The organism is Sorangium sp. So ce394, from assembly GCF_051474665.1.
Taxonomy (GTDB): Bacteria; Myxococcota_A; Polyangia; order Polyangiales; family Polyangiaceae; genus Sorangium; species Sorangium cellulosum_D.
Genome location: NZ_CP150339.1, coordinates 10,847,793 through 10,862,003, shown reverse-complemented (window position 1 = coordinate 10,862,003; position 14,211 = coordinate 10,847,793). Strand labels below are relative to the sequence as shown.

Annotated in this window: 12 protein-coding genes; all 12 read left to right on the top strand. The window is 71.9% G+C overall.

Features of this window, described 5'->3' with window-relative positions; translation table 11 throughout:
- The first annotated feature begins 24 nt into the window (after positions 1-24).
- The 12 genes from WMF33_RS40180 (at position 25) to WMF33_RS40125 (ending at position 14,160) form a co-directional block, all read left to right on the top strand.
- Positions 25-627, top strand: coding sequence for a hypothetical protein (locus WMF33_RS40180; protein ID WP_437333559.1), 603 nt, complete (start codon positions 25-27; stop codon positions 625-627).
- Complete coding sequence (locus tag WMF33_RS40175; protein WP_437333558.1) at positions 606-1,985, top strand: hypothetical protein; 1,380 nt, start codon at positions 606-608, stop codon at positions 1,983-1,985. The genes WMF33_RS40180 and WMF33_RS40175 overlap by 22 nt, the downstream gene beginning before the upstream one ends.
- Before the next feature lie 363 nt (positions 1,986-2,348).
- On the top strand, positions 2,349-3,059 hold the full coding sequence (locus WMF33_RS40170) for a hypothetical protein (protein ID WP_437333557.1): 711 nt from the start codon (positions 2,349-2,351) through the stop codon (positions 3,057-3,059).
- Positions 3,060-3,399: 340 nt separating this feature from the next.
- Positions 3,400-4,539 (top strand): PAS domain-containing protein, encoded by a 1,140-nt coding sequence (locus WMF33_RS40165; RefSeq protein ID WP_437333556.1) that lies wholly within the window; start codon positions 3,400-3,402, stop codon positions 4,537-4,539.
- Positions 4,540-4,943: 404 nt separating this feature from the next.
- Positions 4,944-5,654 (top strand): hypothetical protein, encoded by a 711-nt coding sequence (locus tag WMF33_RS40160; RefSeq protein WP_437333555.1) that lies wholly within the window; start codon positions 4,944-4,946, stop codon positions 5,652-5,654.
- 19 nt (positions 5,655-5,673) lie between these two features.
- On the top strand, positions 5,674-6,183 hold the full coding sequence (locus tag WMF33_RS40155) for an RNA polymerase sigma factor (RefSeq protein ID WP_437333554.1): 510 nt from the start codon (positions 5,674-5,676) through the stop codon (positions 6,181-6,183).
- Positions 6,180-6,947 (top strand): DUF4384 domain-containing protein, encoded by a 768-nt coding sequence (locus WMF33_RS40150; protein WP_437333553.1) that lies wholly within the window; start codon positions 6,180-6,182, stop codon positions 6,945-6,947. The genes WMF33_RS40155 and WMF33_RS40150 overlap by 4 nt, the downstream gene beginning before the upstream one ends.
- Positions 6,944-8,530, top strand: coding sequence for a caspase family protein (locus WMF33_RS40145; protein WP_437333552.1), 1,587 nt, complete (start codon positions 6,944-6,946; stop codon positions 8,528-8,530). The genes WMF33_RS40150 and WMF33_RS40145 overlap by 4 nt, the downstream gene beginning before the upstream one ends.
- 200 nt (positions 8,531-8,730) lie before the next feature.
- Positions 8,731-9,030: a hypothetical protein gene (locus WMF33_RS40140; protein ID WP_437333551.1), complete on the top strand. Its 300-nt coding sequence runs from the start codon at positions 8,731-8,733 to the stop codon at positions 9,028-9,030.
- Between the two features lie 35 nt (positions 9,031-9,065).
- On the top strand, positions 9,066-9,791 hold the full coding sequence (locus WMF33_RS40135) for a phytanoyl-CoA dioxygenase family protein (RefSeq protein WP_437333550.1): 726 nt from the start codon (positions 9,066-9,068) through the stop codon (positions 9,789-9,791).
- A 376-nt stretch (positions 9,792-10,167) separates the two neighbouring features.
- Positions 10,168-11,412, top strand: a complete 1,245-nt coding sequence (locus tag WMF33_RS40130; protein ID WP_437333549.1) for a pectinesterase family protein — start codon at positions 10,168-10,170, stop codon at positions 11,410-11,412.
- A gap of 39 nt (positions 11,413-11,451) precedes the next feature.
- Positions 11,452-14,160: a hypothetical protein gene (locus WMF33_RS40125; protein WP_437333548.1), complete on the top strand. Its 2,709-nt coding sequence runs from the start codon at positions 11,452-11,454 to the stop codon at positions 14,158-14,160.
- Positions 14,161-14,211: the final 51 nt, after the last annotated feature.

Sequence of the window (14,211 nt, the reverse complement as noted above, 5' to 3'; positions counted from 1 at the left end):
GATGCTCGTCGTAGGGAGGGCATCATGACGACGGACACGGCGACGACACAGGCGAGCGAGGCACCGCAGCAGGCGTGGGTACGCTGGCAGCGCGAGCATGCGGACGTGCTGGAGGGGTCGACACGGTCGGAGCAAGTGCTGCTGGAGGCGGCGGTGCGGTTTGGGGCCGCCATCGCGGCCCAGCCGATCCTGCTGCGCGTCGCAGCCTATTTCCTCCTGCATGCGGACATGGGCCTGACCGCAGCGCAAGTGGGCGCGGCGGTCGGTCGCACCGACCGGGCCATGCGCACCGTGCGCACGCTCTCGGCCCACCAGATGCTCGAATCGATCTGGGCGGAGCTCGGGCGGCACCGGCAACCGCGGCTGCGCCCGGAGCATGCCGGTCCGATCGCGAAGTACCTCGTCGACCATCCGCGATGCACTCAGCCCGAGATGGTCGCGTTCATCGCGCGCGAGCTCGGTGTCGAGATCGAGCAGCAGACGCTCCGCCGGTTTCTCGACGCCTACGGCCTGTACGTCTTTCGCCCGGATCACGATCGCGCGGAGGCGCATGTCGCGCGCCCCACCTCATCGGGCGCACCCATTTCGGGGGCGCCTTCCTCCTGTTGCCGGCCGCGCTCGCCCTGAGCCGCGTCGCGGAGCGCACGCTGGCCAGGGCGCTGGGAAGCGCGGACAAGGCGCGGCGCCTTGCGCTGTCGCTGTTCTTCCGCGCGGCCTTGGGCATCGAGCGCATCTTTCACTTCGAGACCCTCGACGATCCGGGCTTCGCGATCCTGTCCGGCGGCAAGAAGGTCATCTCTCGGTCTCGCCTCGGTGAGCTGGTGCGCGCGGTGACGACCGAAGGGGTCAAGAAGCTCACGCGCGCCACCGAGGCGTGGGGCGCGCTGCGAAACCGCAGGGTGACACTGAGTCTCGACGAGCACGTCGTCGCCCGCTTCACGCGCAAGTTCAAGATCCCGAAGGGCTTCCATACCCTCCGCAACAAGAAGATGCGCGCCGAGAAGCTCTTCTTCCTGCACTGGCCCCAGGCGCGCCGTTTCCTCGGGCTCGTTGTTACCCGCGGCAACGGCAAGCTGATCGATCGGACCCTCGGCTTCCTCCGCGCTATGCGTCGGTGCGTCCGAGTCCGTCAGCTGCGCTTGATCATCGACGCAGGCGCATCCGCCACCAACGAAGGCCTCCGGCGCCTCGACCGCTTCGGCAAGACCGTGTTCTTGATCCGCGCGCCTCGTCGGCCGGGCTACGTCGATGCCTGGAAGCGATTGCCGCGAACGCGCTTCACCCCCTACGAGGAGCCCGGCCGGTACAAGGGCGCCAAGCTCAAGAGGATCGAGCTCGCCGAGACGACCACCACGATCCGCGGCATCGCTCGGCCCCTGCGTACCGTGGTCGTGCGCGAGCACGCGATGAAGGGCAAGGACCGCTGGCACGCGCTCTTCATCTTGCACGACACCACGACGCCGGCCCTGGAGCTGCTGCACGAGTACCGCACTCGCCAGCACCACGAGCAGGGCCACCGCATCGGCGTGCACGACCTCTGGCTCGACACGTCGGCGAGCGGTTATCCCAAGCGCGGCCGTCCCGACCGCCCCGGATTTCGCCAAGGACCGCTCGCGCTCTGCGCCTGGCTCGCCGCGCTCGCCTGGGACGCGCTCCGCGCCTTGGGCGACGCTCTGCCCCCCCGCTTCCACTTCGCCCACCCGCGCACGCTGCGGCGCTGGGTCCTGATGCGCGACGCCGACCTGATCCTCACGCCCTCGCACCTGCTCGTCGTGCTGGCCTTCCTGCCGCATCGAGCCTGGCTCCGCCCGCTGGTCCAACGCTTCAATGCGGCAGGGGTCGGCTTGCCGTGGCTCGGCGGGCGCCGCGTCGGGATGGGGTTCGATGCCAGGGGCCGCACGCCGTCAGACGCACGGCCTGTGCTGCCAAATGCCGCGGAAGTGGGTTCTGGCAGCGCGAAGAGCTGTGGGAGCGTTTGGTGCTAGCGAGCCAGGCTGGGCTACCCGGCGACGCGACCCGACCCGGGTTGAGCGACCCTCGCGACCGACCCGGGTTGCGCCGCGACCCGACCCGGGTTGAGCGACCCTCGGGTTGAGCGCAACCCGCAACCCGACCCGGGTTGGGCGACCCGCGGCGACCCGGGTTGGGCGACCCACGCGGCGATGGCACAAGCTGGCTGAGCCAAGTTGAGCCATACTGGCCACAGGCCCACGAAGGGAGTGCCGATATCCCGCGATTTCAGGTTGGTTCACGAATTGCTCTTACCAGTGGCCGTACTCGGGACCGCGGCAAACCGCGGCACACGCGACTGCTGGTCCCGAGCGGTAGCTTGTTGGGAGGCTAGAAGAATGATGAAGACGTTCAGAGGATTTGGGGCGCTTGCGGTGGCCGGCATGGCGCTCGTGGCCGGGCTCGGCGGTTGCACCGCGCAGGCTGGCAATGACGATGACGCGTTCGGCTCGATCAGCTTGCCGCTCGCGGCGGAGGCGCCGTCCGGAGCGCAGTATCGGCTGCGCAATGCCACGTTCGAGATCCGGAGCGGCTACTACTACTACTACGACGAGAACGCGGGCGTGGGCGTCGTCACCAGCGGCGGCGGTGCCGCGTATCCCGGCAACCTTGTCCTGACGGTCAATAGCGAGGACGAAGATCCCGACGCGAGCTCCATCCTCGTCGATCTCGAGCAGGGCGGGTACAACGTCACCCTGCTTCCGGGCTGGAGCTTCGAGAAGATCGAAGGCGGGACCGCAACGGAGGTGGAGGCCACGCTGCTGTCGTCGCAGACGGTCTACACCTACGTCTCGCCGCAGTCGACGACCTGGGCTCAGTATCAGTTCGGCATCGGGGATCGCGCGCTGTGGCTCAACGGCAAGCTGAACATCAACATCGACGTCTACGAAGACCCGAGCGAATACTACTACGGCCAAGGGGGCACCGGCGGCGCGGGTGGCGTCGAGACCTCGACCGTCGGCGTGGGCGGCTCCTGGCCGGGGACCTCGGGCGCGGGTGGCGCGGGGGGCGACGCTGGCTCTGCCGAGGTCGGCGGCGGCTCGCCGTAACGCGACGGCTCCCGCCGCGGCAGCGGCGATCGACGCTGGCCTGGAACGCGCAGCGACGCCGCTGGCCGCCCTCGGGAGCTCTGCCCCTCCCACGCTCGTCCCTGGCTCCGAAACCCCGTAGGTGCGAGGCGCCGCTGCTCGTCGCGCGGCGCCGGGCCCCCTCGGCGCCGCGCCCCGCGCACGTTGTCGGACGAGCGGGGGCGCCGTGCCGAGAAGTGGTCTCCTCGCCCGCGCAGCCCTCCATCGGGGCTTGATCTGCCAACGGTGCCCAGGGTTACGCTGGCGCGCAGCCGAAGCCGCCGGCACCCGGCGGACGGCGCTCCTGACGATGAGGGAACACGTGCACACGCTCGCCCGATCGCCGCTCGCGGTGGTCGAGTACGGCCTGGATCTCGCGATCACCGAATGGAACGAGAGCGCCGCGCGGCTGCTCGGCGTCCCGAGGCGGGAAGCCGTTGGCCGACCCATCGCCGAGCTGCTCCCTACGCCCGAGGACGAGGGCGTATGGCGGCGCCTGCTCGACGAGGACAGCGGGGAACGGCGCCTGCGCCACCCCCGGAGCGACGGCAGCCACGTGGCGTGCGCGTGGGCTCACCACCGCGTGCTCGATCCCCGCGGAGCGCCGGCCGGCGTGCTGTGCATCGGCCGCGACGTGACCTCCGAGGTCGAGGCGTCCCGGCGAAAGGTCGAGCAGCAGGCGATCCTCCGCGCCCTCGTCGACAACCTCAAGATCATCGTCTGGGCCTCCGACGGCCGCGGCGTGTTCACCTACCTGGACGGCAAGGGCCTCTCGGGGACAGGCGTGAATCCAGGCCAGCTCGTCGGACGGAGCGTCTTCGACGTCTACAAGGAGCACGAGACCGAGGGGCTGCGCCGCGCCCTGCGCGGGGAGCAGCTCCACATCGTCTCGGAAGCCAACGGCAAACCCCTCGAGAACTGGTTCGTCCCGATCGAGGACGAGCGCGGTGAGGTGGGCGCCGTGGTCGGCATCTCCCTCGATCTCACCGAGTCGCGGCGCGCGGAGCTGGAGCTCCGCGATCGGCTCGCGCTGATCGAGCGGCAGCAGCAGGTCATCCGCCAGCTCTCGACCCCCATCCTCCAGGTGTGGAACGGCGTGCTGGCGCTCCCGATGATCGGCGTGGTCGACAGCGCGAGGACCGCGGAGGTGATGGACAGCCTCCTCCAGGCCGTCGTGCGCACCCAGGCCCGCTTCGCGCTCCTCGACCTGACCGGGGTCGAGGCGGTCGACACAAAGACCGCGAGCTACCTCGTCGATCTCGTCCGCGCGATCCGGCTCCTCGGCGCCGAGGGGATCATCACCGGGATCCGGCCGAGCGTCGCCCAGACGGTCGTCTCGCTCGGGCTCGACCTCGCCGAGATCACGACGCTCTCCGACCTCCAGGCGGGCCTCAAGCACTGCATCGGGCGCATGGTGGGCGAGGAGCGAGCGCGCGGCGGCAGGCCGCTCCGCGAGCGGTGAGCGACCCCGCCGGGGAGGGCGCGCTCGACGCCGGCCCTCCGCGGGCGGGGTGCGCACGCCGCTCACCGCCGCAGCGCCGAGGACGCGCGCATCGCGACCCCCTCCGGCGCACACGGCGCTGGGCTGCAAAAATATAGCGATAACAAAAGGGCAAGAATCGACATCGATCCGTGCCCGAACCGGGCCCCCTGCGGTCTACCCAGGTTGAAGGGGCCAGCGACAACCGGTTCCTTCCCGGGCGCCGCGCCGTGGGACGGCGGGCGCCTCGCCGTCCGTCCACGAGAGCTCCGGCGACGACGACCGCCCCACGGCGGCGACGGCAGCGTTGCGCGCGTCGCCCTCTCGCGGACGGCTGGCCCGCGCGTTCACCATCGCTCGTTGTCCTTTTATCAAGGAGAAGTGTCATGCAGCTTCGTTCGATCCTCTCGTTTGCTCTTCCGCTCCTGCTCGCCGCGTGCGGCGACGCACAGGTGGGCTCCGATTATCCCGGCGAGGCGCTCCTGACGCTCGAGGGCACGATCGTCAATGAGCTCGGCGTCGCGCCGGCGGGGCCGGTCGAGGCCGTGCTGGTCTGGAACGCCGACGACACGGACACCGGCAGCCGGATCATCCCCGTCCGGGCGTCGGCGACTGGAAGCTTCCCCGCGAGCTTCACGCTGTCGATCCATGCGCCCCCGCCGGAGGGCGCGCTCAACGATTTCAGCGAGTTCATCTTCGAGAACACGAGGGTCGGCATCGCCACCGTCGAAGCGGCGCTCGACGAGGCCTCCGCCGGGGAGGGCACCTCGCTCGGCGTCGATGAGAACCATGTGATCGTGTACGTCGAGGGTGACATGGCCGAAGGTGGCTTGTGGTCGAATTTCTTCGGCGGGCGGCTCGCCCCCGGATACCACGTCATGGAGGTGTGGCCCCGCGAGCCCGGAGGCGCGGTGGACGCGGAGCTGCAAGCGGCCTTCGACGCCTGCGACGCCGTGGCGACGACGGAGGCGGAGCACAACGCCTGCATCGGCTATGACGGGAAGCTCAAGGTCCGCCCCTCCGCGGAAGGGGCGGACGCGACGCTCACCGTCCGGATGGCCCCGTCGGAAGATTTGGAGTATCCGGACTGGCACTGATCGTGGTACACGCCCGGACGTGGACGATCGTGTGGCGCTGGTGTCGCTGATCGAGGCGGCTTACCGGCAGCACGGGCACCTCGTGCTGCGCCGGGCGCGGCGGCTCCTCGGGAGCGAGCAGGAGGCGCGGGAGATCCTCCAGGATGTCTTCGCCTCCCTGCTCGGCGAGCCCGGGCAGCTCGACGGCAAGGGCCCGATGGTGGGCTGGCTCTACGGCGCCACCACACACGCCTGCCTCAACCGCATCCGCGACCGCAAGAACCGGCTGCGGCTCCTCGATACCCACGTTGCCCCCCTGCAGCAGGAGAGCGTGGCGGCGTCCGCCGAGCACGTCCTCCTCACGCGGGAGCTCCTCGCGCAGCTCCCGGTCGACCTCGCGCAGGTCGCCGTCCACTACTACTCCGATGAGATGACCCACGAGGAGATCGCGCGCGTGATGGGTTGTTCCCGTCGGCACGTCGGCAATCTTCTGGAGCGGCTCAAGGCCACGCTCTCCGACCGGATGAGAGAAGGGAGTTCGAGTCCATGACGCCAGCGCGACCCGGAGGGTGCCTCTCGGAGCTGAAGCTCGACGAGCTCATGGCGGGCCAGCTCGACGCCGCCGCGGCGCAGGAGGCGAGCGCGCACGTGGCAGGCTGTTCGCGGTGCTCGGCGCGGCTCTCCGAGATGGAGGCGGCGCGCGCCTCGTTCGCGGCGTCGGCGCCGCCGCTGCGGCTCGATCGAGGCGCCACGGCGGGCCGCTCCGTGGCCGAAGCGCGCCCGCGGCGCCGATGGCTGGCGCCCGCGGCGGCGAGCGCGCTCGCAGCCGCGGCGGCGGTGCTCCTCTTCTTCCGCTTCAACGCGGCGCCGGGGGGAGCAGACGTGGAGATCCCCAAAGAGCGCATCAAGGGAGGAGAGCGACTCGGCTTCTACGTGAAGCGCGGTGAGCAGGTCCTGCCCGGCGGCGCGGGAGAGCGGCTCCTGCCCGGCGACGCGCTCCAGTTCACGACCACGAGCGCCGAGGCGCGGTACCTCGCGATCCTGAGCGTCGACGGGGCGTCGCAGGTGAGCGTGTATTACCCGAGCGGCCCGCTCGCCGCGCGGATCGAGCCTGGCCGGGAAGCGCCCCTGCCGCAGAGCACCGTGCTCGACGGCACGCTCGGCACCGAGCGGATTTACGGGGTGTTCTGCGCCGAGGCGATCGCGGTCGAGCCGCTCCGGGCCGCGCTCGCGGCGAACCCCGACGCGCTCTCGGCCCCGCCGGGCTGCGACGTCGACATGCTCACGGCGGAGAAGGTCGCGGGATCGCCGTGAGCCTCGGTCGCCTCGCGGCGCTCGCCGCCGCAGCGTGTGGTCTCGCCGCCGCCTGGGCGGCCCCCGCCGAGGCCCGTATCGAGCGCTTCGCGGTGCTCATCGGCAACAACGCCGGGGAGAAGGGCGAGGTGGAGCTCCGCTATGCGGAGGACGACGCGGCGAAGATGGTCGATGTCCTCAAGGACCTCGGCGGCTTCCCCCCGGCGAACCTGGTGCTCCTGCGGAGCGAGCGCGCGGACACCGTGCGGCGCACGCTCATCGCGATGAACGACCGCGTCCGCGCGGCCGTGTCGAGCCCTGACACCGATGTCCTCTACCTCGTCTACTACTCCGGACACGCCGACGCGAACGCCCTTCACCTCGGGCCGACGCCGCTCTCGCTGACGGAGTTCGAGCAGCTCGTCCGCGGCTCGGCGGCCTCGGCGCGGCTCCTGATCGTCGACTCGTGCCGCTCGGGGGCGCTGACGCGCGTCAAGGGCGGCACGAGCGCGCCCCCGTTCGTCATCAAGCTGGACCAGCGGCTCGCCGGGCAAGGGATGGTGACCCTCACGTCGAGCTCCGGAAACGAGGACGCCCAGGAGTCCGATGAGCTCAAAGGGTCGTTCTTCACCCACGCGCTCGTCTCGGGGCTGCTCGGGACGGCCGACGCGGATCGCGACGGGGCCGTGTCGCTCGAGGAGGCGTACCGCCACGCGTACGAGAGCACCCTGCGCGCCACGAGCCGCACGTGGGCCGGCGCGCAACACCCCACCTTCCGTTACGACTTCCGCGGGCAGGGCAAGCTCATCCTGACGGAGCTGCCGGTCCACGCGTCGCTGCGGAGCGTGCTCCGGTTCCCGCGCGGCAGGTCGTACCTCGTGATGCGAGACGCCAGCGAGGGCGCGGTGGCGGCCGAGGTGGGGGCGAACGACGCGGCGCGGACCATCAGCCTCCGGCCAGGCCGTTACTTCGTGCGAGGTCGAGGCCCCGATTTCCTCCTCGAAGGGGCGATCGAGGCCGAGGCCGGGCAGACGATCGACGTGGGCGACGAGCGGCTGAGCCGCGTCATGTTCGCGCGGCTCGTGCGCAAGGGCGGCGGGGTCCGCGAGGTCGCGCACGGGCCCGTGGCCGGCTATCAGCTCAGGACGCCCCTCGTCGAGGGAGACTCGCTCTGTCACGGCGGCTTCCTCGGCTACGGCATCGAGCTCGAGCACATCGGCATCGCGTCCCGGCTCAGCGCGTGCCGCAGCGGATTCCAGAACGAGCACCTCACGGCGCGCAATGACGAGCTCGGCCTGGACGTGCGCCTGTCCCACGCATGGGACCTCCCCGTGATCACCGTCGGCGTCGGCGTGGATCTCGGCCTCGCCGTCATGAGGCAGCAGTTCGAGACGCGCGGGGACGCCCCGGACCGCCACGGCCTCGCCGGCGCGTTCGGCGCCGGCGCGGGCGTCACCGTCGACCTCGTCCGAGGGCTTTACCTCCACCTCGAAGGGGGAGCACAGACGTACGTCCTCAAGCAGCGACGCGCGGGCGGCGAGGAGGCCGAGATGGCCCCTGCCTTGGCCGCCCGGCTCCGGGCGGGCATCGGCGCGAGCCTCTGACGTGCGTTGACAGCGGCCTCGGTCCGGCGAATACTGCGCCTATCGGGCTGCTCCGAGCCCGGCTCCTCGCCTGCCGCCGGCACGGCTCGCGCGAGGTGCGAAGAGGGCGCTGCCCTTCGGGGTCCTGGCTCGTGATGCTGCCGTTTCCGTCGGTGCCGGCCGACAAGGATCGATCTCGGCAGATCACCTGGACAGGCCCGATGGGGAACCGTCACCACCACAAGAAGCTGCGCGCGGACGTTCGGGCCAGGATGGCCAGGACCGGCGAGAGCTACCAGAGGGCCCTCGCGCGGATCCTCGACGAGCGCTCGTCGCCGGCACCCGCGCGCGGCGTCGATCTCGTGCCGATCGAGTACTTCGGCGCGCCGGCCGCGCTCGCGACGTTCGAGATCGCGGGGAGGCTCGCGTGTCTCGTCGTCTCGAGCCCTCATCGCCCGCGGCCGTTTCCCCACGATCCCCTCGTCGCGCTGGCGATGCGTGGGCCTCGGACCGTCCATTGAGTGATCTTCGCGAGCTCGATCGCCGCGAGGTCATGATGAACACGTCAACGAGAGATCGACTGGACACCTTCCGCGCGCGCGGCTTCTTCGTCGTGCCCGCCTTCCTCGACGCCGACGGGCGCGCCGATCTCCGTCGCGCGTGCGACGTCGCGCTCTCGCACACTCGAGCGCTCTCCCAGGAGACGGGTCACTCGACCCCGAGGATCTCGCTCCTCACCGACGGCATGGTCTGCTTCCAGGACGACCCGCGCGCGCTGGAGCTCATCGCCGCGTTCGTCGGCTCCCCGCGCGTCTGCGAGCTGCTCTCCGGTCTCGCGCGTCCGCAGGAGGGAGACACGCCGCGCCTGAAGGACGCGCACTACTACCACGAGCAGACCAGGCATGACTGGGACGGGGACTGGCATCGAGACAGCCAGTTCGGCCAAGCCGATCCGGAGGTCGAGCGCGCAGTCGTCGCGACGACGACCTCGGTGCACTTCCGGGTGGCGCTCGAAGACGACGACCGGCTCGAGATCGTCCCCGGGTCCCACGCCCGCTGGGACACCCCGGACGAGCTCCGGATCCGCCGAGGCGCCGATCGGGCCACGCCGGACATGCCGAACGCCGTGCGCGTCGCCCTGCGCGCCGGGGATGCGTGCGTCTTTCACGCGTGGTCGATTCACCGCGCGACCTACCTCCGCGAGCCTCCGCGCCGCACGCTCGACGCCCTCTACGCCTTCGGCCGGCCGACCGTGCGCCGCTGGGCGCCGCCGGGGACATGAGACGCGCCGCGACGCGGGCCGGCGGCGCTGTCACGCGCAGCTGTCAACTGTGTCAACCCGGAGTGGACACGTCCGGCGGCCCCGCGCGGCGTCGCGCCGCGTGGTGTGTGTCTTGCAGCGCCAGAGATCCTCGCAACCTCGGCAAAGGCAAGGTCGAACGGTGAATATGACCGGCAACTCCCGTCGGATGCTCTCGCTCCCTCTCGTGCTCGTCGCGCTCGGCCTCTCCGCGTGCGGCGGCGACGATTCGAGCGGCGGAGGCCCGACAGACGCGTCTTCCTCGGGCGGAGGTCCAGCCACTCCGGCCGCCTCCAGCAGCTCGTCCTCCGGCGGCGTCACCGGCGCAGGCGGCTCGTCGGACGGGGGCGCTGGCCCCATGAGCAGCTCCACGGGCGACATGACCGGATCGGGCGGCTCCGGCGCGGGCGGCGCCGGCGCGGGCGGCTCTGGCGCGGGCGGCGCCGGCGCAGGCGGCTCCGGCGCCGGCGGCTCCGCGGCAAGCACCGCGACGCGACCGCAGCTCACGAGCGCGCAGGCGGCGAGCCATACCGTCCTGAAGCACCTCGAGAAGTCCGGCGATCTCGCGTCCGGCCTCGTGACAGACCGCTGGGATCCCACCGCGGGCGCCGGCGATGTCGACGGCTTCACGCCCACGTACAGGGTCGCCGCGAGCGGGGGCTCCCACAGGACGGTGCAGTCCGCGATCGACGCTGCCGTGGCCGCCGGCGGGACGAGCCGCATCTACATCGAGGTCGCGGCCGGCGCTTACCGCGAGGTGGTCTGTGTGCCGGCGTCGGCCCCGCCGATCACGCTGTACAGCAAGAGCTCCGACGCCAGCCGGACGGTCATCGCGTACAACAACTACAACGGTAAGGCCAAGCAGGCGGGCTCCCCCGCGAACCCCTGCAACCCGAACCTGAGCGGGACGACCTACGGGACCAGCGGCAGCGCGACCTTCGCCGCGTACGCCGACGATTTTCGGGCCAAGAACCTCACCATCGCGAACGACACCGACGAGGGCGCCGTGTCCGGCGGCGGCACGCAGGCCGTCGCGCTGATGACGCAGGCCGACCGGCTGATCTTCGAGAATGTGCGCCTGCTCGGCAATCAGGACACGCTCTACGTCAAGACGCCGAACGCAGGCACGGTGTCGCGCGCGTACTTCAAGGGTTGCCACGTGGAGGGCGACGTGGACTTCATCTTCGGCCGCGGCACCTTCGTGCTCGACGGCTGCACGATCAGGTACCTGACCGCGCGCCAAGGCGGCAAGGGCGGGTACATCGTCGCTCCAAGCACGGACGCCCGCAACGACCACGGCATCCTCATCATCGACAGCGAGCTGACCGCCGAAGCCGGCACGCCGGGCGGGCTCGTCTACCTCGGCCGGGCCTGGGACGAGGGGCAGAGCGACCTCACGACGTACGCCGCGAACGTCGCGAGCGGCGCCTACCCGAACGGCCACGTGGTCATCCGGAATTCGACCCTCGGCGCCCACATCCGCGCGGAGGCTCCCTGGCACGCCTCGACCGTCGATCGCCCCTACAGCTCCACGGCGGGCGCCTACCCCGCGAACCGCTTCTACGAGCACGCCAACGCCGGTCCGGGCAGCGCCGCGCCCTGAGCGGCCGCGCGAGGGCGCGTTTCCTCTATCCTCGCGCCCATGGCGCCCCGCCAGCCCCTGCTCCTCCGCCTCGCCGGCGGGCTGGAGACCCGCCCCGTCAAGGCCGCGCTCTCGCTCCTGATCCTCGTCTCGGTCCTGCCCATCCAGGGCCTCGAAGACGAGCTCCGCCCGTACTTCCTGGGGATCTTCGGCGTGGAGCTCCTCCTCCGGGCCGTCCTCCTCCGGCAGCGCGGGCGCGAGCGATCGCGCCTCGACGTCGTGCTCTTCGCCTTCGACGTCATCGCCTGGCTCAGCTTCCTGCCGCTCGAGCGGCTCCTCGACGCGCACGCGGCCCACGCCCTGCCGGTGCTGCGGCTCACGCGGCTCTTCTTGCTCCTGCGCTTCACGCGCGAGATCGCGATCGACCTCTACGCGATCATGACGCGGCGCGAGCTGCTCGAGCAGTTCGGGCTCGTCACGCTGGCCGTATGGGGGCTCGCGTTCGGCGCCTCCGTGCTGCTCAGCCACCTCGCGATCTCCCACGACTACGACGGCCGCGGCCCGGTCCCCGACACCACCTTCTTCGACCGGATCTGGTGGTCCTTCCGGCAGCTGGAGAGCGCCGACAACCTCGTCGCGAACCTCCACGTGCACCCGGTCGTCGCGGTCCTGTCGCTCGGCCTCACGATGGTGGGCGTCTTCATCACGTCGTTCATCATCGGCATCGGCGCCAACGTGGTCGATCAGGTCGTGCGCGCGGCGCGGCGGCGGCCGGTCGGCTACGCCGGCCATGCGCTCGTGATCGGGCCGGTGCACGAGGCGGAGATGCTGGTGCAGGAGTTCGTCCGGCTGTACGAGCGCCACCGGGCGCTGCGCAGCATCCGGCTCTCGGAGCTCTGGGTGTGGCTCATCCGCCGCGGCCCCCCGCCGACGCGGCACGCGCTGCCGCGGATGGCGCTGCTCGGCACCGAGGACGACCCGCCCGCGTACCTCTACGCGCCGAGGATGCGCTGGGTGGCCTACCGCACGGGGGACAGCGCGCAGCCCGAGGCGCTCGGGCTCGTCGGCGCGGCCGGGGCGAAGCGGGCGCTGATCCTCGCGCGGCCCGACGCCGGGCCCGACGCCGACGCCGTGACGGCGATGGCCCTCTCCTCGTTCCGGACGCAGAACCGGCGCGGCCACGTGTTCGTCGAGGTGCAGGAGAGCAAGAACCGCGATCTCCTCCAGGCGGTGGGCGGGCCGGGGACCTATCCGCTCGACATGCAGCGGTTCCTCGGCTTCTTCCTGTGCCAGCACCTGATCACGCCGGGCGTGGAGGCGCTCTACACCGACCTCATGACCGCCGACGGGTCGGAGTTCTACACGCACATCTTCCTCGGCGAGGAGGCGGTCCGCGCCGTCGCCGCGCTCGGCGAGGGGCCGGGCGGCGAGATCTCGTTCTCGCGCATGGCGCGCGCGGCCTGCCAGAACAACGTCATCCTCGCGGGCGTCTTCCTCGGCGACGCGGCGCCGGAGCGCCGCGCGGGCGAGCTCGTGTCGACGGAGGGGCTCGTGCAGTGGCTGAACCCGCTGCTCGACCCGCCCGAGGGGTCGCCGGCGTGGGCGCTCGGCGCGCGGGCGGGCCGGGTGCCGGCGCGGCGGCTCCGGGGGCTCATCGGCGTGTCGGCCACCTACGCGCCGCTCCGGCGCTACGGGCGGGAGCTGCTGATGGGCCGGGGGATCGCGCCCGCCGAGGCGGCGGACGGCGTGGGGGCGCCCGCGGACGGCGCGGGCGCAGCGGCCGACGACGCTGGGGCGACGCGGGCGTGGGCGGCGACGCTCTCGCCGCGCCGGAGCCGCCTCGATCGGGTGCTCATCGTCGGGTACAGCCCCGCGCTGCCGTCGCTCTTGCACGCGCTCGCGCAGTTCGTCCCGGGGATCGAGGTGACGCTGGTCCTCGGCGAGCGCGGCGACGAGCGGATGCCGCTCGCCGATCGGCTCGCCTCGCTCGGCGTCGCGCCCGCGCCGGACGGCGCGCCGCCGGGCCAGGTCGGGGCCAGGCTCGCCCTCCCGCGCGGCGGCAGCGCCACGGTGTACACGCAGCACGGGCACGACCTCGCGTCGCTCGCCGTGCGCTGCGCGGCGCGCGGGGCGCCGGCCTCCGCCGCGGTGTTCCTGAGCGAGCCCGAGGGGCTCGATCGCGACGCGCGCACGGCGATGCGGCTCATCCGCTTCGCGCGGGCGCTGGAGAGCGGCGAGCTCGCGCACGGCGCGCGGCTGCACGTGCTCGCGGAGTTCTCCTCGGTGGCCAAGGGCGAGCACGTCCGGAGCCTCCTCGACGCCGGCAAGTGCGGCTTTGCCGGGCCCGATCGGCTGCGGCTCAGCCTCGTCAGCACCGAGCGCATCAAGAACTATTTCATGGTCCACAGCGCCTTCGTGCCGGGAGTAACGACCCTTTACGATGAGCTCCTCGGCGAGGGCGGTCAGGATCTCGTGCGCGTCGAGGCGCCGCCGCCCGGCCGCGGGGAGCGGGTGAACGGCCCGATCGCCTTCGAGGAGCTCCGGGCGGCGCTCGAGCCTCGGGGCGTGATCCCGATGGCGCTGGAGCTCGACGACGGCGCCGTGCTCCTCAACCCGGAGCCGGGGCCTGCCCTCGCCGCGGCGCGGATCCGCGCCGTGTACGCGCTCGCGCGCGGCCGGGATCTCGCGGCGTACGGCGATCGGCAGCCGGAGGAGGGCGAGGGGCGGGAGGCCGCGCGCGGCGAGCAGGCTCCGCGGATCAGCGCCTGAGCCGCGCGCGGCCTCATTTCTTTGCGCCCGACCGGAGGTCGCACGCGACCT

Excerpts from the sequence above, each read along its gene's own strand:
- WMF33_RS40180 (WP_437333559.1), top strand. The coding sequence starts at position 25 with ATGACGACGGACACGGCGACGACACAGGCGAGCGAGGCACCGCAGCAG.
- WMF33_RS40170 (WP_437333557.1), top strand. The coding sequence starts at position 2,349 with ATGATGAAGACGTTCAGAGGATTTGGGGCGCTTGCGGTGGCCGGCATG.
- WMF33_RS40160 (WP_437333555.1), top strand. The coding sequence starts at position 4,944 with ATGCAGCTTCGTTCGATCCTCTCGTTTGCTCTTCCGCTCCTGCTCGCC.
- WMF33_RS40150 (WP_437333553.1), top strand. The coding sequence starts at position 6,180 with ATGACGCCAGCGCGACCCGGAGGGTGCCTCTCGGAGCTGAAGCTCGAC.
- WMF33_RS40140 (WP_437333551.1), top strand. The coding sequence starts at position 8,731 with ATGGGGAACCGTCACCACCACAAGAAGCTGCGCGCGGACGTTCGGGCC.
- WMF33_RS40135 (WP_437333550.1), top strand. The coding sequence starts at position 9,066 with ATGAACACGTCAACGAGAGATCGACTGGACACCTTCCGCGCGCGCGGC.
- WMF33_RS40130 (WP_437333549.1), top strand. The coding sequence starts at position 10,168 with ATGAGCAGCTCCACGGGCGACATGACCGGATCGGGCGGCTCCGGCGCG.
- WMF33_RS40125 (WP_437333548.1), top strand. The coding sequence starts at position 11,452 with ATGGCGCCCCGCCAGCCCCTGCTCCTCCGCCTCGCCGGCGGGCTGGAG.